Genomic DNA, 25,536 nt, shown 5'->3' on the forward strand with positions numbered 1-25,536 from the left:
ACAAAAAGCAAAATTTTAAAGAAAAAAGAGGATCATGAATAAAAAATGGGCTGTTAAACGGCTAACAGTAAATCTCACTGCTGAGGAAATGAAGAAACTTGAACACTACTGTGCTTTGACAGGAAGGCCAGCAACAGACGTAATTCGAGAATTACTCCGATCTCTTGAGGTTGACAATACTAAAAACTCTGAAATGGCAACAGCAGACTCAAAAACAACAGTTGGCAGTGGCTTAAAATCACAGTAACTATTCACCAGAATATCTCGCCAAATCTCAAAAATCTGCCAGCTATCTTGAATTACCAATAGGGCTCAAGGAAATACTTCTCGGTTAAAGGGAAAAGGGTAAGGGATGAATTTAAACCCTTACCCTTGTACCCTTAAACTTTTCCTAGAACACACTCCTAATGGTGCGGCATGGCTAGTTATCAAACCCAATACTGCTCGGGTTTTGGATTTTAAACTGAAATTTGGTTTGGGGAAAAGGTTACTGGGTTTGGATTAAAGGTTTTTCTTTCCCCTTTGCCATTCCCCTTTTCTCCTTAACCGACAAGTATTGAGGGCAATCTGGGTTTATTCTCGTTGCTGCCAGATGGGTCATTGAGCGGTCAAGTCGCTTCTCTACGAGACGCTCTTGCTAGCTTGCTTCTATCTAATAGAAGAGTACGCTCCAATTAAAAATTATTAATTAAAAATTGCAAGACGCTCTTGCAAAAAATACTAATCAGACTGTCAAGGGGCAGGTATATAAAATTAATGCCTTTTTTCTTTGCCATGTCTTAACAAGCATATATTTTGGGCATCATAATTCCAAGCTGAATACATGAGCTAGCAGCCAGAAAACTCTTTGGCAGCAAGTTTTTTATTTACAACTATAGTATTGACCTATGGCAGATAATTTTATACTTTATTTCTTTATTTCTCCACATAGTTCCTACACTGGGTTGATTTGGAGATGCCTACAGATTCAATTGGGAGTAATCTGTAGCGTAGGTATTTGGACATTATCAGAAGCTAAGTTACAAGCAGCCCAAGCACATCAGACCTGGAAATCACCTTCAGAATTGATTGAGGGAGTCAGCAAAGTAAATCCTGAGCCAACACCTATTTTGATGGCGGCACCCGAAAACTTCAATCCTGATTTGCAATTACGGCCAGCGCTACCCGAACCACCGCAGAATTCTAGTCCACCAAAAACTTCCACCGAACCAAGAACGCCGGATGCAGTTTTGGAAAGCATTCATACGGACTATCGCTATGACACAGATAACTTTGGCCAAACCAATTTCTTTTTTGAACCAACGGTTCAGTTTGGATTGAGTAATGGCAATAAAATATTTGTGAAAACAGGTTTTAACTTATTTGAACAACGCGGTGTTGAATCAATTACGAATTTTCCCTTGCAAGTTGGATGGCAAGGAAAAATTGGTCAAGTGACTCTGCAAACAGCAGCAGGAGTCGATGTCTTCAATCGTTTACCTACAGCTATCAATCTCAATGCTAAGGTGGAGACTCCCATTTCGCCACCGCAAGTTTCGTCATCAGGTCGATTGCTATCGGTAGTAGTACTATCAGGTAATTTAGAACAAGGCCCTTATAAATCCAATGCCCGAACTTTAGAAAATCAAATTACTGCTTGGCGATTTGGGCCTGATTTATACTGGCAAATTGACGGTAACACCAGCTTGTTTTCATCATTGCGTTTGGGTAGTTACAACGATGGTAATTCCGAGGTGCAGTCATTTAGTCGGCTAGAACGCAAGTTCGGACAGTTTTCTCTGGCAGCTAACTTATTCAATTTGAGTTTTGATCGCGATTTAGAACGCACAAGTGGCTATTTTTCCCCACCAGATTTTCTAGTTTACAACGCTGAGGTGGCTTGGGAAGGAGATATTGTTAATTTTTTACGCTGTCGCCTCGCTGCCAACTTAGGACAGCAGCGACTTAAAGGAGAATTTGATAACGCCAATACCTATCAAACGCGCTGTACGGTAAAGGTTTCACCAAATATGGAGGCAGACCTTGGCTATAGCTTTAGTAATGTTCGCAATCAAGAAACTGGGGGAAGTGCTTACGGTGGTAATTCCTTGACAGGACAGTTGCGGGTCAAATTTTAGTAGTCACTGATAAGGCTGAAGAATGAAAGCACCATTACCTGATAACGAAATACAGCGAATCGAATCTCTTTTGGAGTATAAGATCCTCGATACTCGTTCGGAAGCTGCCTTTGACGATCTCACCCATTTAGCCTCATATATTTGTGGCACTCCTATTGCCTTAATCAGTTTAATTGATAGCGATCGCCAGTGGTTCAAATCCAAAGTTGGAATGGAAGCCCCAGAAACACCGCGAGATTTGGCATTCTGCGCCCATGCTATTATGCAACCGGAAGTTTTTGTTGTGCCTGATGCCACACAAGACGAAAGGTTTGCGACAAACCCGCTAGTCACTTCTGACCCGGATATTCGATTTTATGCTGGTGTACCGTTAACTAACCCTGAAGGATATGCACTAGGAACACTTTGTGTAATTGACCGTGTACCAAGAAAGCTCTCTCCAGAACAAGTTGAAGCATTGCGAATTATCGGTCGCCAGGTAATCAAGCAATTAGAAATGCGGCGTAACTTAGCAAGTTTGGTATTGGTCACTCATACACGCAAACAGGCACACAAGAGACGCAAACAATTTTTTAAAACAGTAGCCGGAGGGTTTGGGTTAGCATCGGCAATTTTAGTTTTGATTGGCATGATTTCTTATCAAAATACACGCATATTGATTGATGCTAGTAATCAGGTACAAAAAACCCAAGATAAAATCAATAAGCTAGAAGAATTACTGTCCGAGATGAAGGATGCTGAGACTGGACAACGCGGTTATATCCTGACTGGACAAGAAAGTTATCTGGAACCTTATCAAGCAGTAGTTGTAAACATCGATCAAAAAATTGTAGAACTGAAGGATTTAATCGCAGATCAACCTAGCCAACAAAAGCAGTTTGCCGCCCTTGAATCTCTGATAGCTGCAAAATTTGCCATACTCAAGCAGACTATATACCTGCGTCAAAATCAGGGATTCGAGGCAGCGTTGCAGGTAATCCAGACAAATCAGGGGAAATATATTATGGATGATATTCGCAAGGTCATCCATGAGATTGAGAATGAGGATAAAAGGTTGCTTCAACAGCAGTCACAAGCGGCAAAAGCCAGTGCAAACAACACAGTTTTGACACTTACGATCGCTATTTGCCTAAGTTTTATCACTCTGGCTATAGTCTACTACTTCATTTATCGTGAGGTAAAAGAACGTAAATTAACAGAGGAAACGCTAAACCAAGAACGCAACTTTATTTCAGCAGTTCTTGATACAGCTAGCGCCTTGGTAATAGTTCTGGATACACAAGGGCAGATCGTTCGCTTCAATCAAGCTTGTGAACAAACAACTGGTTACTCATTCGATGAGGTGAGAGGAAGGCATTTCTGGAACCTATTTCTCATTCCTGAACAGGTAGAACCAGTTAAAGCAGTTTTTGAACAGTTGCGAACTGGTGAAGCGCCCAAAGAATATGAAAATTATTGGGTAGCAAAGGATGGCAGTCTGCGGCTAATTTCATGGGCTAATGCTATTTTGAAAGATGATGAGGGTTGCGTTGAATACATTGTTGCTACAGGTATTGATATTAGCGATGTCTACGACGAGCTTCGTTTACGCAAACGAGCAGAACAGCACCTCAAAGCCCAGTACTCTACAACGCGCGTCTTAGCAGAGTCAACTACAATCAGTGAAGCTATGCCCCAAATCCTGCAAGGAATCTGCGAGAGTTTGGAATGGGATCTAAGTGAAATTTGGATGGTAAATCAGCGAGCGAATCTACTAAGTTTACTGAATTCATGGTATAAAATGTCTTCAGGAATGCAAGAATTTGAGATCCTTAGTCAGCAGACCACCTTTGCATCAGGAATTGGCCTGCCTGGTCGTGTTTGGGACAGTGCTGAACCTGTTTGGATTGTTGATGTAGTTAAAGACAAAGATTTCATCCGCTCTCAAATCGCTGTCCAAGCAGAACTGCACGGAGCTTTTGGTTTTCCGATCCATAGTGGTAAAAACATTCTTGGTGTCATTACCTGCTTTAGCCATGAAATCCAGCAACCTGACCAAGATTTGGCAAAAGTCATGAATTCTATTGGTGAGCAAGTAGGGCAGTTTATTGAGCGCAAGCAGGCAGAAGAAGAACTCCAACGCCAAAATTTGCGATCGCAACTATTTACTGAAATCACCCTTAAGATTCGTCAGTCTTTGAAAATCCAAGAAATTCTCCAAGTCAGTGTTACGGAGGTACAAAAAATTCTCCATAGCGATCGAGTTTTGATTTATCAACCTTTGACAGATGGATCTGGAAGTACTGTGGTTGAGGCAGTAGTTTCTGGCTGGCTGACAATTAAAGAGAACAAGCTTACTGATTCTTATTTTCAAGCGGAATATACACAACAGTACTATCTACAGCAATATCGTCAAAAACGGAATCTAGAGCTTGCTGACTTAGATATAGTGGAAATTCAAAAAAGGCATATAGAATTACTGCAACAATTTGGGGTCAAATCCAATTTAGTCATACCCATTCTTGTCAAAGAAGAACTCTGCGGTTTGCTAATTGTCCATCAGTGTGGCAGTTCCCGCCAGTGGTCTAGCTTTGAAACTCATCTTTTACGACAAATAGCCGATCAAGTAGGTATTGCCTTAGCCCAAGCCCAAATGTTATACGCAGAAACTCAACAGCGAAGAGAACTTGAAGTTGCTCGTCATCAAGCTGAATTAGCTTCTAAAACCAAAAGTGCCTTTTTAGCAAACATGAGTCATGAAATTCGGACTCCAATGAATGCTGTGTTGGGGATGACAGGCTTAATGTTAGAAACTCCCCTAAACTCAGAGCAACAGGATTTTATCGAAACTATTCGCATTAGTGGAGATGCTCTTTTAAGCCTCATCAACGAAATTTTGGATTTGTCCAAACTTGAGGCTGGGGAAATGGCACTAGAAACTCTAGATTTTGACTTATCTTCCTGTCTAGAAGAAGTGTTGGAATTATTAGCTCCCTCAGCCCATAATAAAGGATTAGAAATTGCAGCGTTAATCTATCCCAACGTTCCCACCCAACTCCAAGGCGATGCTGGCCGCCTGCGGCAAATTCTTATGAACCTGATCAGCAATGCGATCAAGTTCACCAGCAATGGAGAGGTAGTAGTCCGAGCAGAATTGCGATCGCTTTCCTCTACTACAGCCACCATTTATTTTGCCATCACAGATACCGGTCTTGGCATTACCTCTGAAGACCAATGCAAACTCTTTACCCCATTCACCCAAGTAGATGCTTCCACCACCCGCAAGTATGGCGGCACAGGTTTGGGATTAGCCATCTGCAAGCAACTCGTAAGCTTGATGGGAGGAGAAATTGGCGTAGAAAGTCGGTTGGGTAAAGGATCTAAATTTTGGTTTGAAGTAACTCTTGCCCAGCAACTTCACCCTGTTTCCTCAGAAAGCGATCGCGAACTTCTGACTAATCGGCGCTTGTTAGTGGTGGATGACAATGCTACTAATCGCAAAATTATCCACCATCAAGCTACCCGTTGGGGAATGTTAGTAGATCAGGCTGCTTCGGCTACTATTGCCCTCAAAGCTATTGAGGAGGCAGCCAAGCAAAAAAATCTTTATGACATTGCTGTGATTGATATGCAGATGCCAGAAATAGATGGCATGACCTTGGGAGAGCAAATTAAAGCAAATTCAGCGATCGCTGGGCTACCTTTGATTATGCTTACCTCTACTAATCAACGCTATGAAATCCAACGAGCGCTAAAAATAGGATTTGCGGCTTATTTGGTCAAACCTGTTAAGCCATCCCGACTCCTCGATACCATCATGACTATCTTAGGAACGCAGATAAAGGAGGAGACAGAAGTCAGAAGTCAAGAGTTAAAACTAAAAGATTACGAAAACAACAGCAACGATCATTCTCCTAGCTCCCGCCTCCTGGCTCGTGACTTCCACAAATTAAGAATTCTCTTAGCTGAAGATAATCTGGTGAATCAGAAAGTTGCTTTGAAGCAACTCCAAAGCCTAGGTTATAGCGCAGATGTTGCTGGTAATGGGAAAGAAGTTTTGCAGCTATTAGAAAAAATCCCCTACGATTTAATTTTGATGGATTGCCAAATGCCTGTTCTCGATGGTTTAGAAACTACAAAAGAAATTCATCGTTGGCAAGAAAGCAGCTTTGTCAATAGTCGTCGCCCTGTAGTAATTGCGATGACAGCTAATGCGATGAAAGAAGATCAACAGATGTGTATAAATGCAGGAATGGACGATTATCTCAGCAAGCCAGTAATCAAAGAGAAATTAGCGGCGGCGCTACAGCGTTGGGGAAGTGTGATATTCCAGGCAAAAGAAATATATGTTTTAGAGCAGAAAGTTTCTACAACAGATATAGGTTCAGTTGACCTCCCAATTGATTGGGAACGCTTGCATCAACTCTCGGAAAACAACCTAGAATTTGAATTAGAACTACTGGAAATATTTGTTGAAGATATGCAACCTCGTTTAGAGATTATTAAAATAGCGATCGCAGATAGTGACTATGAGCAACTAGCGCTCCAAACCCATCAAATTAAAGGTGCTAGTGCCAATATTGGAGCTATAACCATGCATTTAGCAGCACAAAAATTAGAACAATTAGCTCACAATCAAGAACGTCGAGGTACTACTCACTTAATCTCAGAGTTAGAAGAGTTTGTTAAATGTATCCAAGAGTTTTTAATCACGAGATAAGGAAGCGGCCGTAAATAATTCTTGTTGGAATAAGAAAATAGGCAATAGCTATAAGGGTTTTACTCTAGCTAGTTATTATTTATATAGTTGATTTGATTGTGCCAAGTTACTTGTTTTTGGTGGTAAAGATACCACGTAAATTTAAATATTTAATTCTTTAACGGCGACCGAATCGAATTGATAACTATTTGCATTTATCGGTGGGGATGCTTGTAAAACTTGGTAAAATATTGAGTCTCGCTGCATGAAGCACTTTATAATTTTTTTGCTCCTAGCTAATAATTAAGCTAGCAAAGCTCAGATAAGAAGATTAATAATATTTACTAATAAATAAACAGTAACGATTGTCTCCTGTTGGCTCATAACTCAATTTGTCGGCAATGGCAGACATAATTTTTAAACCCCGCCCGCGCTCTTGCTCATTCTCATCAAATTCAGATATTTGCCGCAATTGCTGCTCTAAGTCAAATGGTTCACCTTGAGACCAAATGCGAATTTCTATATATTTATTTACCCGTACAGCTTCTATTTCAATAGGAGTTTCAATAGGTAAGTTTTTGTGTGCATGTTCAACTATGTTAGTAAAGCCTTCTATCAAAAGTGTTTGACATTGCCACCAAATTTCTTTGTCAGGAATAGGTGGGTAATTCATCTGATCGAACCAAAATAATACTTCAGGCGATGCTGTAAGGTCTGTATTGACTTTTAGATAAATTTTATTTTTCACTTCTTAACCAATAAAATATTTCGAGACGATCCTATTCGTATTTAATTTATTTAATTTGAGTATTTTCACTATACATTTAAAACTAAATTGCATATAAGTTGAATTAGAGTAATTACTTCTTTTTAAGCGAAGCAGAATTCAGAATGAATTCTGACGGAAAGAGCGGATAGCAGAGCGTCAAGCCTGCGGGACGCTACGCTACACGTAGCCCATTCTGACTTCTAAATTCTTCTTCAATCTACTTAGTAAACTTTAATTTATGTTTAAAATTTTGGTTATTGATGATGACCCTATAGTGCGAACAGTACTGAAAAAAACACTCCAAAATCAAGGTTATGATACCAGTATCGCCACAAATGGCGAGGAAGGAATTAGACAAGCACAATTACTACATCCTGCTCTGATTATCTGTGACTGGATGATGTCCGAGGTAGATGGGCTAGAAGTGTGTCGTCGAATTAGAACAGATCCAGAGTTAGCAACCACTTTTTTTATTCTATTAACGGCTAGGGGAGCGGCTCGAGGAGAGGAGGAAGATCGAGTTAGAGGACTTGACGCTGGAGCAGATGAGTTTATCTCTAAACCAATAGAGATGAATGAATTGAAAGCGCGGGTAAGAGCAGGGCTAAGATTACACCAGTTAAATCAGGATTTACAAAGTCAAAAAGAAGTTTTGGAGACACTAAATCAAGATTTACAAACCCAAAAGCAAATTTTGGAGGCAGAATTAGCTGAGGCTGCTGATTATGTGCGATCGCTCTTACCCTCACCGCTCGTAGGAGCAGTAACTACAGAAAATCTGTTTATTCCCTCAGCACAGCTAGGAGGTGATTGCTTTGACCATTATTGGATCGACGACGATAATTTGGTAATTTATTTGTTGGATGTATCAGGTCATGGCGTGGGTTCAGCCCTCCTATCTGTATCCGTGCTGAATGTTTTGCGATCGCAATCTTTACCAAACACCAACTTTTGTCAACCAAGTGAAGTCCTAAAAGCGCTCAATCACGCCTTTCAAATGACAAAGCACGGTGATAAATACTTCACAATCTGGTATGGAGTTTATCACCGCCTGAAACGTCAACTTATTTATGCCAACGCCGGACATCCACCAGCTTTACTCTTATCGAATACCTCTACAACAAGTATCCAAGTTAAACAGCTAAGTTCTTTGGATCTCCCAATTGGCTTTTTACCTGATGTCCAATTTGAAGATGCTATTTTTCAGATCGAAGAGAACAGTATTTTATACATTTTTAGTGATGGTGTTTATGAAATTAATCAGTCAGATGGTAAATTTTGGGGTATTGATGCTTTCATTGACTTACTAACTAAACATAGTCTAAAAGACCCCTGTGTTCTAAATCAACTATTGGCGAACATTATTACCTTAAATTATCAAGATAATCTTGATGATGACTTCTCTTTGGTAAAAGTTAACTTTGGTTAGTATAGTCAAGTGTGCAGATTCAAATTTAGCATAGTCTAGGAGCTTACTGTGTTGCCAATACTTGGCGATTGAATTCATCTTGGTCAGCAAAGGTTTGAAAAATTCTATCCATTTTAGTCAATTCAAATAACATTCTGACTTGATCGCTGATTGAACAAACAAAAAGTTTAGTATTAGCATTTCGCGCCATTTGCATTGCTGAGACTAAAGCACCTAAACCAGAGCTATCGATAAACTTTACTTCTTTCATATCAAGTAACAATATATCGGCTCCAGTTAGCAGAATATCGCTAACTTCACGACGCAGTTCATTACCTCTAATACCATCTAAAATTCCAGATAATTCTAGTAATTTTACGTTCAGGCTCATTGTTTTATCTTATTGTTTGACTGGGAAAAATGTATTTACATTTTGGCATTGACTTAAGCTAAACTGCAATAGATATAGCAATAGTTTTGTATCTTAAAGGAATCCGCTTTAATTTGTGTTCGCACAGCCATACTTACTAGCGTGGTGCAGCTTGATAATTATTATTTGCTATTGCAGTAACGAATCTAGCCTCTACAGATTAACGAAAAATTTCAAAAGCTTTAAAATAACCATCTTTATAACCTAAATACCGTGCCTAAAAACGAGACATAAGCAGTGGTAATTTCACTGCAATGCCACCCGACATGAAAAAATGCTGCAAATTATACAGCTATGAGTATGTTCTTCCTTGACGTTGGCACAGCTATCGCATTGTTTCTTTTTAGATGGTCTGAAAATTAGTGTCTGATTAAATCAAGATCAAGTTAGCGGCTCTGCGCTAAAGTAAAAATATTGGGATCAAAGTCTCTGCCAGTAAGTTCAAACACCACTAATCTTTACCACTGCGGCGATAATGTCTCAAGAGCATAACGAATCACTCCAACTTCAAGAGATCACCAAACTCAAACCGAAACACTTTGCTGATTTAGTCAGATCAGCACAATTGATTTTCGACCCTACAGCCGGAGTTTCGGGAAGACATATAACAGTTGACTGGGAACAATTCGGAATTCCCCACGATGTGGCAGACAATCTCAAGTCACTTGGTCAAGAGTACCAATATGCATCTCCTCACATCCCTGTTGAAGTCATTTGGAGTAAATTAACTCCCGAAACTCGTATTTGGTTTGTTGAAAACAAAGATAAGTTGTGGCAAATTGAAGAAGCTTTCCCAGCCCTTGACGAAGATTAAAGGAAATATGAATCATTTTTAGGGGCACAACGATTATGCCCCTAACTACCAGCAGCTAGGAGGGCATTTTTTTACCCAATTAAGGCATCAGGTATTTTTTAAAAAACTGCTGTTTTGCTTCGAAGGACTTTCAAGCTTTCAGCCTGCTGTTGCACGCGTTCACTAATGCGATCGCACGCTAACTCACAAAGCTCAAAAATCATTGGTTCGGCAATCTCGTAATAGGCACTCGTGCCTTTGGGCTGACGAGATAGAATCCCTGCTTGAGTTAACACTTTCAGATGCTTAGATAGATTTGCCTGACCTAAGTTAGTAACCTCGGCAATTTCCATCACATTCATTGGCCCTGATTTTAGACAGGCTAAAATCTGTAGCCGACTTGCCTCTGATAAAACCTTGAAGTAGTCAGCAACTGCCACGAGAACAGCTGGATCGGACTTGTGTGGCTTAGTTTTTGGCATAGGGAGATTTAATAGTCGGTATAATATTTTTTTAATAGCTAATTAGTTATTAAATTTTATAATAGCGTAGTTGAGTTATTGCTATAGCAATCCGCTTTGATTTTTGAACAAGACTCAGTATCGATCTATCTCTTCTTTCCTATTCCCTGTTCCCTGCCCACGCAAGTAAATATAGCTACGTCACGCTGTGTGAACAGAAATCAAGCCGGATTAGTATAGTATAAAAAAACACATTAATCTGACAAAATACTTGATGAATAGTTAAAAGGAGTACCTATTGAAAATCTGACTAGATGCAGCAATTTTGGAGTTAATAATTTATTTTTGAGTAAATACAGTAAAGATACTACCATTTGGATGATTATCTTCGATGGTAATTGTACCGGAATGTGCCTCGACTGCCATTTTGCAGAAAGCCAATCCTAAACCAATTTGCCAAACATCTGGTATCCGACTTGCAACTTCATATTTATCGAATATGATTTTTCTTACGTCTTCAGGGATTCCGGGGCCTGCATCCGCGACTTGCACTTTCGCACCACCTGCTGCCAAATACTCTCCCCGTAGGGTCACTTGAGAGTTAGATGGGGAGAACTTAATAGCATTAGAGAGCAAATTATCTAGAACTCGACGAAAGATTGTTGCATCTACTTTCACAATGCCACCAGGTTCAGGTAATTCACCTATCAAAAGCAGGTTCTTTTGGGTAGCGATCGCTTCAAAATCTGCTAATGCTGACATACAGAGTAAATAAAGGTCTACTTCTGTGTAGTTGAGAAGCATTTTTCCCGATTCTAGCTTTGCCATGATCAGCAAACTATTAATCAATGATTGTAGCTGTTGTCCTGCAAATAAAATTTGATCAACCTTACCTCGTTGCTGTTCGGGTGACAAATTGCAAAATCGGAGAATTTCAGCCGCGAGGACAATACTGGTAAGAGAGTTTCGGAGATCGTGGACAATCATGTTTGCCATATCTTCTCGCTGTTGAAGCAAAACTTGCAGGCTGTCGTACTGCTGCTTAATCCGCAACATGGAATTAACCCTGGCTCGTAATTCCACGCCGTTGATGGGTTTACTAATGAAGTCATCTGCACCCGTTGCGAGACATCGAGCCAAATCTTCTTTAGCAGTTAATGCTGTCACCATAATGATCGGCACTATCTGCCATTGTGGATCAGCTTTGATGCGTTGGCATACTTCCATTCCATCTAGGCCAGGCATCATCACATCCAGCAAAATCAGATCGGGCTGAAGACTGTTGAGACGATTCAGAGCTTGTTGACCATTAGAAGCATAGTGTAGCTCGTAGTTTTCATTATCCAACAAGGTTTCAACAACATCGAAGTTATCGGGTTCATCATCGATCACTAAAATAGAAGGTTGAGTATTCATTAAAAATTTCTGCTACCTTGCTAAAACTTGTTGAATGGTGAGTGCAAGCTGCTTGAGTTTGACGGGTTTGGTAAGATATTCGTTGGCTCCAGCGGCTAAACAAGTTTCGCGATCGCCAGGCATAGCTAACGCCGTTAGTGCAATAATCGGAATATCTACAAATTGCCGATCGTCACGGATGCGGCGCATTGCTTCTAACCCATCCATTTCTGGCATTTGAATGTCCATCACAATTAAGTCGGGGCGTTGAACTTTAACTAGGTCAATAGCTTGTTGTCCATTGTTTGCCAAAATGAGATGATACCCTCGACTTTCAAGATAATCGGACATGGTATCAATATTTGTTTGATTATCTTCTGCTAGCAAAATCAAAGGTGGTTTTTTCGCGGCTTTTGGCAATACAGTTAAATTTGGCGACTCAGAACCAGTAAAACGTTGTAGTTTCTCTATAGTTACCTGAAGTTGAGCGCGGGTAATTGGTTTGACTAGATATTCAAACGCTCCCTGAGCCAATCCTTTGCTACGCTCATCCACAACTGAAATAATAATTGCTGGAATATTTTTGGTTTTTGGGTTGGTCTTGAGTTGATTTAGTATCTCCCAACCCGATAGATTCGGTAGTTGCAGATCCAGGATAATTAAACCAGGCTGAACGCGCAGCACTTCTTCTACGGCTCCTTCACCTTTGGAATAGGTGATGGTTTCCATTCCCATTTCGCTGAAGTAGCGAGTAATTTGGTCAGCTGCCACAACAGAATCTTCGATAATCAAAACTTGAGCATTTTCAGCAAGTAAGCAATAACTAGGCAATGAATTAGTTGCTTGTATTGTTCGCAAATTAGTACGGTAGGGAATACGGATGGTGAAGCAACTTCCCTGGCCAACTTCACTGCTAACTGAGACTGTTCCTCCATGTAGGGTAATAATCTGCTGTACTAGCGCCAAACCCAGACCAGTGCCACTGTACTGGCGGTTGAGGCTGCTGTCAAGCTGGATGAAGGGCTGAAACAGCTTGCCGATTTCTTCAGGAGCAATACCGATGCCGGTGTCATTAATATAGAAGCAAAGATTTGGGGAAGATGAGGCAAATGAGGGCGACAAGGGAAAATTTACTCCCCCTGTTCCTTTGCTCCCATGCTCTCCTATTTCTTCTAGCCGGACTTCTAGGGTTACAGATCCCCCTTCTGGTGTGAACTTGACAGCGTTGTTCAACAGGTTTATCAGTACTTGACGCAGGCGGCGATCGTCTACTTGGATGCTGTCAATATTCTCAGCAATATGAATATTAAGACGAATATTTTTTTTCAAAGCCATCTGTTTGACAAAGACAAGGCTGGCATCACAGAGGCTTCTGACAGAAACATCACTCCATTGCAGTTCTAACTTGCCAGATTCGATTTTAGACAGGTCTAGAATGTCGTTGATTAGCTCTAGTAAATGTCTACCACTGCGCTCAATAGTGGCGATCGCTTTTACTTGTCTTTCATTGATGGAGCCAAACACACCTTCTTGTAACCCTTCTGACATCCCCAAAATTGCATTAAGAGGTGTTCGCAGTTCATGGCTCATGTTTGCAAGAAATTCGTCTTTAAGGTGAGTGACACGGGCAAGTTCTACGTTGGTGTTAGCAAGTTGCTCATTCGTCTGCCGCAGTTGTGCCTCGGCTTGTTTGCGTTCGCGTAGCGCAGCTTGCTGTTCGCTGATATCAGTTACCCGGACTAGATTCATAGTACGTCCGGCTACAGTAATGGGTTTAGCTGCTATGTTTCCCCAAAAAATATGACCTTTGAGAGTAACATATTCAATCTCTCGACTCCAGACACCTTTTGACTGCATATCTGCCACGATCGCGTCTGTTTCGCTGGCGGTGAATGGATGGCGCTGGAGTTTCTGCCCATTAATCTCGAGCAATTCAGTTTTGTTAGCCGCCTCAAACAGTTCTACTGCCCGCCGATTACAATCCAGGGTGAGCAGCGTTTGTGGATCAACCAAAAAGATGGCATCAGCAGATTCGTTAAAAATTGCTTCTCGCAAATCTATGTTGTGAGTGAGTTTCTGTTCAGCTTGTAAGCGTTCACGTAGCGTATCGTAGAGAAATTCGTCGTAGATATCAGCTATGTGGATGGGATTACCGTCTTTATCTGAATTAATGAGGCGACCAGAACAGATCGCCAAAACACTTCTGAGGGCTGCTTCTGTCCGTTGGCATTTTGCCAGGTCTGCCTGTGCTTGCTGATATGCACTCTCCTGTTGAATGGCGATCGCGGCAATCAGTTGTTGTTGTTCCCGGCTTTGTTCAAGCTGTCGAGTTAGCTGTATCCGTTCAACGGCATGATGAATTGCGCCTTGAAGAACTTCAGCTGTGAGTTTATCTTTAAGCAAATAATCTTGGACACCACTTTTCATAGCACGGACAGCGATGATTTCATCCCCTTGTCCTGCTGCCAGAAGAATCACAGCAGCTTGAGTATTGCTATGGCATTCCCGAAATTGCTGAATAAACTTCAGCCCATCCCCATCAGGTAATTTAAAATCCAGCAAAATTATATCTGGCATCTCCTGTTGACACCATTTCATGGACTGCGCTGCTGTCTCAAACTCCCAAATACGATAGGTATACAGCCTGTCCTGCTTCAAAAAACGACAATATGCTTCCCGATCTCTAGGGCAATCATCAATTAGCAGAATTGTAAGGGGAGAGCAATGACTCATAAGTTAAAAATACAAACGCGATCGCGTTTCAACAAAATTATACCTTGATTATCATCATGTTAATAGCCTGATATCAATTGAGTTATATCTATAGTTGCCCTTCAATACGATGTCTTCTCCAAATCCCTGAAAATTTTTTGCCTCCGTGTTCAGCATGAATAGAATTCGCAATTATACCTAGTTATCTTCCGAAAACGTTCAGTAAATTTGCTGCTTGTAAAATTCATTTACTTATAGCCAGACTAGTAGCCTATCTATAAATAATTGATGGATAAATTAAGAGTAGAGACGGCGATTTATCGCATCTCTCTAACCATCAAAATGAATTTGACAGATTATTAGTAGCACCAAAATCTTTTTTTTAGCGTAACACCTAGATTTCACTACGCCTAAATAGTAATTTTTATCATCAGCCAGATTGCCGTCCTTCTATACAATCTCCTGATTCCTACAGATACTTCAGAGTAGCTACTCAGTATTTCTTCTCGAATCCCAAATAGTAATTCAAGTAAATCCTCGGAATTTAATCAATAAAAAATTCCTATTTTTCCTTGATGACTTTTGGATTTAACCCATGAAGAATAAACCCAGTACGAACAGAAATGATTCATCAATATCTTGAATAATTTCCAAAAGATATTCCTTTTTAGCTACTTTAGTCTATTTAATATATTCGCTCCTTGTTTCAGTTATTAAATGAGTTTTAATCTAATGTCAGTAGTCGGTAGAGAGCGTTAATTTAAGCAGACTTTATGCTCTTATCATAGAAAATACTGATGTTTTTTAAAAAATTATAAGTAAAGATATTAATCATATCTTTACAAAAGATATTTTTGGTTTAAGGCATCTATATATAATGCTTATTAACTCTGTCATCTCTGATAATTTACAAATGACGATCATTCGTCATCCACTGATTGTTAACTCTGAGATTTTGCTTTCAGATGTGATTGCACTAATCAATGAAGCGCCAGTTAACTGTGATGACTTGCCAATCAAAGATACCAATTCTTTGACAAGCTCAAATAAAAACATAGATAACATCACATCTCAAGCTACTAGTTGTGTTTTAGTAATAGAAAACTCCCAGTTGCAAGGGATAATTACGCAGCGAGATTTAATTAAGTTAACAGCACAAGGCAAAAATTTAGGGGGAATCAGTGTTGCGGAAGTAATGACAAAAGAGTTAATTACACTGAAGTTAACAGATTTTAAAGATATTTTTACTGCGTTAAATTTGCTAAGGAAACATCAGATTTGCCATTTGCCTATTATCGGAGAGCAAGGAGAATTAATTGGATTAGTTACTCCTGCTAGTCTGCTAGCAGTTTCGATTCAACAAGCCAGACTTTACAATTATGCACAAGTAAAACTTGCAGAACGACAAAGAATTGAGGCAGAATTGCGATTAGAGCGGAATTTTATTTCTGCAATTTTGAATTTAGCGGATGCTCTGGTTATTGTAGTAGATTTTCAGGGGAGAATTGTTCGTTTTAATCATACTTGCGAGCAAGCTACAGGTTATACATTTGATGAAGTGAAGGGAAAATTTGTTTGGGATATCCTGCTGTTACCTGAAATAACAGAATGTATCAAAGGTATTTTTAAAAATTTACCAAAGAGAGAATTTCCTCAACGTTACGAAACTTGTTTAGTTACTAAAGATAGCGATCGCCGCTTAATTTCGTGGTCAAATAAGGTTTTACTTAATAAAGATAATCAACTTGAGTATATCGTCTGTACAGGTATTGACATAACTGAGAGTCGAAAAGCACAAGAGGAACTCCAACAGACTCGCAACTTTTTACAGTCGATGATTAATAATCTGCCTGTGGCAGTCTTTGTTAAAGATGCCAAACCAGAAAGTTTTGGCAGATTCAAGCTCTGGAATCATACCTGTGAAAACATTTTTGGTATTACAGCAGAGCAGGCTATTGGCAAAACAGATTACGAATTCTTCCCGAAAGAACAAGCAGACTTTTTCTGCCAAAAAGACTTAGAAACTATTGCTATCGGTGTACCTCAAGATATTCCTGAAGAACCTATTGACAGCTACATTTTTGGCAGAAGAATTTTACACACGACTAAAATTCCTTTGTATGACAAAGACCAACAACCCGAATACTTATTGTGTATTTCCGAGGATATTACAGAATACAAACGAGCAGAAAAAAATCTACAACAAGCAAAAGAGCAATTACAAACGGTTTTAGATGCAGTACCTGGGTTTGTTTCTTGGGTAAATTCCGATGGATATTATTTAGGGGTTAATCGCCATTTAGCTGAAAGTTTTAACTTGACTACCAATGCTTTTGTCGGTCAAGAATTGGGCTTTATGGAAAATAGCCCGCAATTTACAGAATTTATGCGTAAATTTTTAGCTAGCCAAGATGTGGCAGATTCTAGCGTTATTGATGCCCAAATCAACGGCAAAATATGCAATTACTTGCTCGTCGCTCAAAAATATCAGTACAACACAGCTGCGGTTGCAGTAGGAATTGATATTACAAAACGCAAACAAGCTGAAATAGCCTTACAAAGTTTAATAGAAAGTACTGCTTCTACCACTGGGCGTGATTTTTTCCCAGCATTAGTTGAGCATATTTCTTCTACTTTAGATGTCCCTCACACCTTAGTAACTGAGTTAATTGATGGGCAAGTTCACACTTTAGGATTTTGGTCTGATGGGCAGTTACAATCCAATATTTCCTATAATCCAAAATCAACGCCTTGTGAAATTCTGCTCAACCAAGGATTTTACTACTGTCCTTCAGGAATTCAGCAACTTTTCCCCACTGCTGAAAGATGGGTGGCGATGCAAGCCGAAAGTTTTATGGGAGTTATTTTAAGTGATGATTTTGGTCAACCGATTGGCTCACTATGTATAGTAGATAAAAAGCCCATACCTGACCAGCATAAATTTGAAGGAATTCTCAAAGTATTTGCAGCCAGAGCCTCTGCTGAACTGCAACGGCAACGAGCACAAGAAGCTCTACAACAACTCAATCAAGATTTAGAGATCAGGGTTAAGCAACGCACTTTAGATTTACAAAAAAGTGAGGCAGAACTTAGAGCTATTTTTAATCAAGCAGCAGTGGGAATTAAATTAGAGACTTTAGATGGTCATTTTCTGAAAGTTAATCAGAACTTGTGTGAAATTTTAGGCTACAGCCAAGAAGAAGTCCTGAAGAAAAATTTTAAAGATATTACACATCCAGAGGATATACAAGCCCATCTCAATAGTTTACAACAACTAATAGCAGGAAAAGTAGAAACATTTTCCATCGAGAAGCGCTATTTACATAAAAATGGTGATGTAATTTGGGTAAATCTAACGGTTTCTCTCATTCGAGATGGGATTGGCAAACCCATTTATGCGATCGGGGTAGTTAAAGATATACGCGAGCGAAAACAAGCTGAAGAAAATATTTTTAAAGCTTTAGAGAAGGAAAAAGAACTAAATGAGTTGAAATCTCGTTTCATTTCTATGACTTCCCACGAGTTCAGAACTCCTTTAGCTGTGATTGCTTCTTCTGCTGGAATATTAAACACTTTTAGTCATAAACTGGATGAACAAAAAAAGCAGAAACATCTCCAATGTATTCAAACTTATGTTCAACATACAACTCAACTTTTAGATGATATTTTGCTAATTAATAAGGCTGAAGCTGGAAAATTAGCATTTGAACCAACTTGTATTAAATTGATTAATTTTTGTCACTCTTTGGTAGAGGAAATTCAACTAAGTTCTCCCAACCATATCCTAACTTTCTGTCCCCAGAACTTGGGTAATTCATCAACAGATGATAGCTTTATGGCTTGTATAGACAAGAAAATTTTGCGGCAAATACTGAGCAATTTGCTATCAAATTCTGTCAAATACTCACTACAAGGCAGTAATATTCAAATTGATTTATTACTCCAAGAGCAAAGCGCAGTTTTTCTAATTCAAGATGAAGGTATCGGTATTTTCCCAGAGGAACAGCAGAAATTATTTGAACCATTTTACCGAGCTAGTAATGTTGGTAATACGCCAGGAACTGGATTAGGTTTGGCAATAGTTAAGAAGTGTATAGACCTTCATCGAGGAAGAATTACCCTCGCTAGTCAGGTCGGAGTAGGTACGACATTTAGGGTAGAACTACCATTAATTATCAGCCATGTCCTCAATTGAAAGTCTTTGATGTGTTATTAGTAAATAATTTTAGGGAATAATAACTATGAGACATCGTTGAGAATCTAATATAGTTTACCAAATTGTCAAGTTGGAGAATCTGTTCTAGCAACTACATTTACAGACATAACAAAACACCATAAAATATCAAAATTATGCAAAAATTTAATTTTCTCAAATCTAGCAAATAAGATGAAATTTATCACAAGATTCATATTTCACTATAACTCAGATTTTTACTGTTAAATAAAGTTAAGCTTTCGATAGTGTGATGATTTTATCTAAATGAAACATCATTGTCCAAACTTAAGAAGACCATATTGTTATATTTATGCTTGTTAGATGAACACAATTTTAATCATAGAAGACGAACCTCAAGTTCGGGAAAATATTCAGGAGATTTTACAGCTTTCTGATTTTGAAACTTTGATCGCTCCAAACGGTCAAGTTGGATTAGAAATTGCCAAAAACAAATTACCTGATTTAATTATTTGCGACATTATGATGCCAGAGTTAGATGGTTTTAGCGTACTGTCTGCTCTGCGTCAAAACGAAGCAACTATCAATATACCTTTAATATTTGTCACTGCTAAAGCAGAGCGTTCAGATTTTCGTCAGGGCATGGATTATGGGGCTGATGATTATTTAACCAAACCATTTACTCCTGAAGAACTACTCAGCGCGATCGCTTCTCGTCTTGAAAAGCAAGCTTTGGTTGAGCGCCAAACTAAATCTAAACTAGACGAACTGAGAATGAATATTGCTCACTCATTACCTCACGAACTGAATACTCCTTTAAATGGCATTCTTGGTATGTCACGGTTGTTAATTGAAAATTGTGACATCATGCCTAGCTCTGAAGAAGCCGAAATTGCGGAATTCATTTACACATCTGCTAATCGACTGAATACATTAGTTAAAAGATTTTTGTTATATAGTAATCTAGAGTTACTAGCCAAAAATCATGAAAAAGTTAGTCAGATTACAGAGAAAACAGATAAATGTTTTGCTAAGAGAATTATTGATGAAATTGCTCTTAAAAAAATTATAGAAAATTCCAGAGAAAAAGATTTAAAGTTAGATATTCACGAAGTTACAGTACAATTACCAGAAGAAAAATTGAGTATCATTATTGAAGAACTACTTGATAATTCTTTAAAATTTTCTTTTCCAGGCAACGAAATTCAAGTTATGAGTAAGATAGAAGGTAGTAAATTTAATTTATATGTAATTGATAATGGCAAAGGGATGACAATTGAAGAGATTGCTAAAATTGGAGCTTTTGTGCAGTTTAATCGCAAGTCATGGGAGCAACAAGGCTCTGGTTTAGGTCTAGCTATTGTTCAGCATATAGTGAAGTTACATGGTGGTGAATTTACAATCGATAGCATTCCTGGGAAAGGAACTATTGTCAGCGTTAGTTTGCCTTGCTAGGGTGTTATCAATTGGATGGAATATAGACCTAAGCTCGACTTTATCCAAAATTAAAAACTAGGTTTTCTTGATCAGGCAAAAACCCTAGCTTTTTGGCAAATACTTTTTCCACATTAAAGATTATCGACGAAGGTAAAAAAGTAAAACTACTGTCCCCTATACAGCAGTTTTCTTTTGTATGAACTATAAAGATCAGACTTTTAGCCACTTTGCTACTCATTTGCTACTCAAAACGGTAGCCTTAAAGAAATACACTATATTTTGGCTATGTTGCCTAAACCGAAGAAATATTGGACACCCCAGCACTGGGCAAGTTGGAAGCCTTTCGGCATTGGCGAACAGTACCCTAACAACTACTGGGAGGTTTTTCGGGCAATCTGGCTGTCTCGTGACAAACTACCTTATGCGTGGAATATTCTTGACAAAGGTGTTTGTGATGGTTGCGCTCTCGGAACAACCGGGATGAAGGATTGGACTTTAGATGGCATCCATCTCTGCAATGTCCGGTTGCGGCTGTTGCGGATGAATACTATGCCGGCTTTTGACCCTGTGCTATTGGAGGATGTCTCGCAGTTACAAAAGTACAAAAGTGCCCAATTACGGGACTTGGGAAGACTTCCTTTCCCGATGATGCGTCAACGAGGGGAAAAAGGCTTTCGCCGTATTAGCTGGGATGAAGCTTTAGGGGTAATTAGCGATCGCATCCGCACCACTACACCAGACCGTCTCAGTTTCTATGTTACCAGTCGCGGAACTGTCAACGAAACTTATTATGCCACCCAAAAAGCTGTGCGGGCAATGGGAAGCAATAATATTGATAACGCTGCCCGCATCTGCCATTCACCCAGTACGGCGGGATTGAAAGCGGCTCTGGGTGCTGGGGCTACCACTTGTTCTTATAAAGACTGGATTGGTACTGATTTATTAGTCTTCATTGGCTCCAACGTTGCCAATAATCAGCCTGTCACCGTTAAGTATCTCCATTATGCCAAAAAAGCTGGCACGAAAATTGTAGTCGTTAACACTTACCGCGAACCAGGAATGGAGCGCTACTGGGTTCCCTCAATTGTCGAAAGTGCTGTTTTCGGTACAAAGTTTGCCGAAGACTTCTTCTTAATCAACATGGGCGGGGATATAGCATTTTTGAATGGCACAATTAAACACATAATTGCTAACAACTGGGTAGACCAGTCATTTATAGATTTACACACAGTTGGCTTTGCTGAACTCAAAACATCTTTAGAAAGCCAATCTTGGGAAGAATTAGAGCGGCTTTCTGGTACATCTCGTGAGCAAATATACGCCTTTGCCAAAATGGTCAAAGAAGCGAATAAAGCCGTATTTGTTTGGAGTATGGGTATTACCCAGCATGAATGCGGCGAAGATAATGTGCGAAGTATTATCAACTTAGCTCTCACCAAAGGTTTTGTCGGTCGGGAAGGCTGTGGTTTAATGCCAATTCGCGGCCACTCTGGGGTACAGGGTGGCGCAGAAATGGGATGTTACGCCACAGTGTTTCCCGGTGGTAAACCCATTACCCCAGAAAATGCTGCTCAATTGAGTCAGCATTGGGGCTTTAAAGTGCCAGCAAGTAAAGGTTTAATTGCTCCAGAAATGATTAACGCCGCATATCAAGGGGAATTAGATGTGTTGTTTTCCGTGGGAGGGAATTTTTTAGAAGTGCTGCCAGAACCGGATTATGTGGAAGCGGCGCTGAAGAAAATACCGTTGCGGGTACATACGGATATTGTTCTCTCCAGCCAAATGTTGGTGGAACCTGCTGATACTGTGGTGCTTTTACCTGCGACGACTCGCTACGAAATACCAGGGGGAGTAACAGAAACTAACACTGAACGCCGGGTAATTTTCAGTCCAGAAATTCCAGGGCCGCGCATTGGAGAAGCGCGTCCAGAGTGGGAAGTTTTTCTAGAATTGGCAAGGCGCGTGCAACCAGATTTGGCAGATAAGCTGGCTTTTGCTGACACAGCTGCTATCCGTCAAGAAATTGCTCAAGTTGTTCCCCAATATGCTGGGATTCAACACTTACAGCAAGCTGGCGATCAATTTCAGTATGGTGGGTCACATTTGTGCTTTGGTTGGAATTTCCCTACACCCGATGGGAAAGCACATTTTGGCGTATTATTGCCACGCCAAAGGGAATTACCAGAAGGTTATTTCTTAGTAGCAACGCGCCGAGGCAAGCAATTTAATAGTATGGTACAGGAACGTAAGGATGCAATTACTGGAGCGATGCGAGAGGCAGTGCTAATAAATGCTGCTGATGCGGCATTGTTAGATTTAAAAGATGGGGATAAGGTAATTCTTAAGAATGAGTTAGGGGAGTTGTTCTGTCAAGTTTATATTGCGCCAATTCAGTCAGGAAACTTGCAAGTCCATTGGCCAGAAGGGAATGTGCTGCTAGATAAAAGTAAGCGATCGCTAGAAGGGGTTCCTGATTATAATGCGATCGCACGGTTGGAAAAAATCTGAATCAAGTCTCATTTTTTCAGCTTTAACATTTCCAACAGTAAATTTATTAACTTATATCCCTAAACCCCGTATGAAGAATTACACAGCGATCGCATGAAAAACCCTCTCCTGAACTTAAAATTTCTAAGATGGATATAAATAAACTTCTCAAATCTTATGCTGCTGGAGAAAGGAGCTTCCAAAGACTGAATCTGCAAGAAGCAGAATTAACAAATGTCAACCTCATAGGCGCAGATTTTAGCTATGCTGATTTACGTCAAACGCGACTTGGTAAAACTAATCTTAGCCAAGCTTGCTTACGGGAAGCAGACTTGAGTGAATCTATCCTTTGGGGTATAGATTTGAGTGAAGCAGACTTATATCGTGCTGTTCTCCGAGAAGCTGATTTAACCGGTGGAAAACTAGTCAACACACGTTTACAAGAAACCAATTTAATCAAAGCTAGTTTATGTGGTGCTAATTTGCATAGTGCAAACTTATCTGGTTCTCTGTTAATTCAAGCAGACTTACGCCCCAGTTCTGACCAGCGTACAGATTTAGGATGTGCAGTTTTGACTGGGGCAGATTTGAGTTATGCTGATCTCAGAGCCGTTTCCTTGCATCATGCCAACTTAAATAAAGCAAAATTATGCCGCGCTAATCTCTCTAAAACAATCCTGTGGGGTAACTTAGCGACGGATTTAAGTGGGGCTAGTTTACAAGGTGCTGACTTGAGCTATGCAAATCTAGATAGTACTATTTTGCGACAAGCAAATCTGCAAGGTGCTGACTTAACAGGGGCAATTCTTCTAAATGCCGATCTTCAGGGAGCAATTATGCCTGATGGCAAGGTTCATAATTGAGTTATTTGAGAGATTATAAAGTTGAGTTGTTTACATCAATTATACAAATATTTATTTGAGAAATCTTATTACACCTTGTTTAGCCAATATGGAAGTGCTTTATCTGCTAAACGCGATCGCTAGAGTCAATAAAAACTTTGGTAGTCTAGAAAATTCAGCCTATCCGCTACAGATTTACCAGATTCTTTTAGCTGGGGAAGTAAACAGCGTTTACTCAATAGCGATCGAACCTTATGAATAAAAACACTCACCACTGGTTTTTGCCAATCAAGTCAAAGGCAAAATAGAAATATATTGGTGAATTTCAAGGGCGATGCCTACTGCTGTAAACTACGCATTTTGTAGAATCATAGAATGCGTAGTTTACAGCAGGAAGTGCCATTAACGCACGGTTTCCCGCAAAGCCTCAGCATTAACGGGCTTAATTAGGTAAACCAACAGTAGATTCCAAACAATTGCTGCAATTAAAGGTAGTTTGCGAATCAGCTTCACAACTTTGGGCACAGAACTGCTCTCAATCTCTGCAATTTTCATGTTGTAGCCCGCACAGCGTTGTAGCCGAGGGAAAAACTGGGGATGTTCGGTATTCAACATTACAGGAAAAGCTCGGCCCGCAGTTTCATTGGTGTTACGAACAACTTCGCGGTCAAATTCCGTCGCATCAAGTCCCAATGACGTGTAAAAACCGGCCCGTTCATGAACTGTCAAAGTGTGAGTAGCAAATACCGATAACAAGAAAAAGCGACTCCACAACCTAGCTTTCCAGTTGTTCCACAGTTGCGGTTGAGAACGTAAAAGCGCCTTGAATATATCCCCGTGACGGTTTTCGTCCTGACACCAACTCTCAAAATATTGAAAGATCGGGTAAAACTCGTTTTCTGGGTGCTTTTCTAGATGTCTGTAGATAATGATGTAACGCCAGTACCCGATTTTTTCTGATAAGTAAACGGTGTAAAGTACCCACTCAATTGGGAAAAACGTATAGGTGCGGGTTTTAGTAACATTGCCTAAATCCAGGGAGAGTTTAAAATCGCCCATTGCTTTGTTGAGAAATCCGGCATGGCGAGCTTCATCACGTGCCATCAGTTGAAATATTTCCGCTAGCAGTGGACTGCGATTTTTTAGCTTGCGGGATAGTTCTTTGAATAGCAAGAAGCCAGAAAACTCAGAAATGCAAGAGCGTTCCAAATACTCAATAAATGCCTGTCTTGCTTCACCTTCAATGTGTTCCCAAGATTGGTTAAACACCTCATCCCGAACAAAATGATGACGGTTGTAGTCTGTCCGCATTTCTGCCAGCATTGCCTTTAACTCCGTCTCCTGGGCAGACAAATCCAGGTTGGCGGCAGTTTCAAAATCTGTAGTGTAAAACCGGGGGGTAAGTACAGTTTCTTTGCTGGGGGTTTTAATTTCTGGCTTGGGTAGGGTATTAACCATGTGTAATGCGGTAAGCAAGTAAATAGTCCTATAGTTATCAAGTTATAATAAATATGGTTCTTTTGCTAGACCTCTTTACAATCCTTCAGTAAAAGAGGAAATGCCCTACAGACTAACCCGTGTATAAGTCCTAAATTTATTAAGTTTTGAAACTCCTCTAATTTTAACAACTAAATAACTATATAGATATTTACAGGAAAAATTTCAGAGGTTTTAACATGAGTCGTCATTCCGATAATTCTCTGCAAGAATCTACAAATAACACAGTCTTGCTGGCATCACCTACCAACACGATACCCAAAGATTCACGAGAGCGAGTACAGCAATTCATGCATAACTTACAGGATGAGATTTGCAAAGGCTTAGAGCAACTTG

16 protein-coding genes and 1 pseudogene (1 of these 17 only partly in view) are annotated in these 25,536 nt (G+C 39.8%); 11 read left to right on the forward strand and 6 right to left on the reverse strand.

Annotated features, from left to right (window positions below; all coding sequences use genetic code 11):
• The first annotated feature begins 34 nt into the window (after positions 1 to 34).
• From ACFFRD_RS26525 to ACFFRD_RS26535, 3 genes are all read left to right on the forward strand, one after another.
• On the forward strand, positions 35 to 247 hold the full coding sequence (locus tag ACFFRD_RS26525; RefSeq protein WP_114080921.1) for a ribbon-helix-helix protein, CopG family: 213 nt from the start codon (positions 35 to 37) through the stop codon (positions 245 to 247).
• Positions 248 to 887: 640 nt separating this feature from the next.
• Positions 888 to 2,117: a hypothetical protein gene (locus tag ACFFRD_RS26530; RefSeq protein WP_392478515.1), complete on the forward strand. Its 1,230-nt coding sequence runs from the start codon at positions 888 to 890 to the stop codon at positions 2,115 to 2,117.
• 22 nt (positions 2,118 to 2,139) lie between these two features.
• Positions 2,140 to 6,816 (forward strand): response regulator, encoded by a 4,677-nt coding sequence (locus ACFFRD_RS26535; RefSeq protein WP_392478517.1) that lies wholly within the window; start codon positions 2,140 to 2,142, stop codon positions 6,814 to 6,816.
• A gap of 310 nt (positions 6,817 to 7,126) precedes the next feature.
• Here the strand turns inward: ACFFRD_RS26535 and ACFFRD_RS26540 are convergent, their stop codons facing one another.
• Complete coding sequence (locus tag ACFFRD_RS26540) at positions 7,127 to 7,543, reverse strand: ATP-binding protein (protein WP_392478519.1); 417 nt, start codon at positions 7,541 to 7,543, stop codon at positions 7,127 to 7,129.
• Positions 7,544 to 7,802: 259 nt separating this feature from the next.
• Between ACFFRD_RS26540 and ACFFRD_RS26545 the strand changes: the two genes are divergently transcribed.
• Entirely contained in the window at positions 7,803 to 8,993 is a 1,191-nt protein-coding gene (locus tag ACFFRD_RS26545) for a SpoIIE family protein phosphatase (RefSeq protein ID WP_392478520.1), read from the forward strand.
• 43 nt (positions 8,994 to 9,036) lie between these two features.
• Here the strand turns inward: ACFFRD_RS26545 and ACFFRD_RS26550 are convergent, their stop codons facing one another.
• Positions 9,037 to 9,363, reverse strand: coding sequence for an STAS domain-containing protein (locus ACFFRD_RS26550; protein ID WP_190961534.1), 327 nt, complete (start codon positions 9,361 to 9,363; stop codon positions 9,037 to 9,039).
• A gap of 514 nt (positions 9,364 to 9,877) precedes the next feature.
• Here ACFFRD_RS26550 and ACFFRD_RS26555 point away from each other — a divergent pair.
• Complete coding sequence (locus tag ACFFRD_RS26555; protein WP_163929548.1) at positions 9,878 to 10,216, forward strand: hypothetical protein; 339 nt, start codon at positions 9,878 to 9,880, stop codon at positions 10,214 to 10,216.
• A 98-nt stretch (positions 10,217 to 10,314) separates the two neighbouring features.
• Here the strand turns inward: ACFFRD_RS26555 and ACFFRD_RS26560 are convergent, their stop codons facing one another.
• The 3 genes from ACFFRD_RS26560 to ACFFRD_RS26570 form a co-directional block, all read right to left on the reverse strand.
• Positions 10,315 to 10,677 (reverse strand): helix-turn-helix transcriptional regulator, encoded by a 363-nt coding sequence (locus ACFFRD_RS26560; protein WP_179071317.1) that lies wholly within the window; start codon positions 10,675 to 10,677, stop codon positions 10,315 to 10,317.
• 318 nt (positions 10,678 to 10,995) lie between these two features.
• On the reverse strand, positions 10,996 to 12,072 hold the full coding sequence (locus tag ACFFRD_RS26565) for a response regulator (protein WP_392478522.1): 1,077 nt from the start codon (positions 12,070 to 12,072) through the stop codon (positions 10,996 to 10,998).
• A 12-nt stretch (positions 12,073 to 12,084) separates the two neighbouring features.
• Entirely contained in the window at positions 12,085 to 14,784 is a 2,700-nt protein-coding gene (locus ACFFRD_RS26570) for a response regulator (RefSeq protein ID WP_392478523.1), read from the reverse strand.
• 892 nt (positions 14,785 to 15,676) lie between these two features.
• Between ACFFRD_RS26570 and ACFFRD_RS26575 the strand changes: the two genes are divergently transcribed.
• The 5 genes from ACFFRD_RS26575 to ACFFRD_RS26595 all read left to right on the forward strand — a co-directional run bounded on the left by ACFFRD_RS26575 (position 15,677) and on the right by ACFFRD_RS26595 (position 23,965).
• Positions 15,677 to 18,958 (forward strand): PAS domain S-box protein, encoded by a 3,282-nt coding sequence (locus ACFFRD_RS26575; protein ID WP_392478525.1) that lies wholly within the window; start codon positions 15,677 to 15,679, stop codon positions 18,956 to 18,958.
• A 342-nt stretch (positions 18,959 to 19,300) separates the two neighbouring features.
• The gene (locus tag ACFFRD_RS26580) at positions 19,301 to 20,392 is read left to right on the forward strand and encodes a response regulator (RefSeq protein WP_114080933.1); all 1,092 of its coding nucleotides are present in this window, start codon (positions 19,301 to 19,303) and stop codon (positions 20,390 to 20,392) included.
• 267 nt (positions 20,393 to 20,659) lie between these two features.
• The gene (locus tag ACFFRD_RS26585) at positions 20,660 to 22,882 is read left to right on the forward strand and encodes an FdhF/YdeP family oxidoreductase (RefSeq protein ID WP_392478527.1); all 2,223 of its coding nucleotides are present in this window, start codon (positions 20,660 to 20,662) and stop codon (positions 22,880 to 22,882) included.
• Positions 22,883 to 23,010: 128 nt separating this feature from the next.
• Entirely contained in the window at positions 23,011 to 23,724 is a 714-nt protein-coding gene (gene hetL, locus ACFFRD_RS26590; protein ID WP_392478528.1) for a heterocyst differentiation pentapeptide repeat protein HetL, read from the forward strand.
• Positions 23,725 to 23,779: 55 nt separating this feature from the next.
• On the forward strand, positions 23,780 to 23,965 hold the full coding sequence (locus ACFFRD_RS26595; protein ID WP_179071312.1) for a hypothetical protein: 186 nt from the start codon (positions 23,780 to 23,782) through the stop codon (positions 23,963 to 23,965).
• A 140-nt stretch (positions 23,966 to 24,105) separates the two neighbouring features.
• Here ACFFRD_RS26595 and acsF read toward each other — a convergent pair whose 3' ends face one another.
• Entirely contained in the window at positions 24,106 to 25,161 is a 1,056-nt protein-coding gene (gene acsF, locus ACFFRD_RS26600) for a magnesium-protoporphyrin IX monomethyl ester (oxidative) cyclase (protein ID WP_392478530.1), read from the reverse strand.
• Positions 25,162 to 25,379: 218 nt separating this feature from the next.
• Between acsF and ACFFRD_RS26605 the strand changes: the two are divergent.
• Positions 25,380 to 25,536: pseudogene (locus ACFFRD_RS26605) on the forward strand (coproporphyrinogen III oxidase); its annotated part runs 265 nt beyond the window's last position; the annotation flags it as partial.

This window comes from Nostoc sp. C110, assembly GCF_043099725.1.
Taxonomy (GTDB): domain Bacteria; phylum Cyanobacteriota; class Cyanobacteriia; order Cyanobacteriales; family Nostocaceae; genus Nostoc; species Nostoc muscorum_A.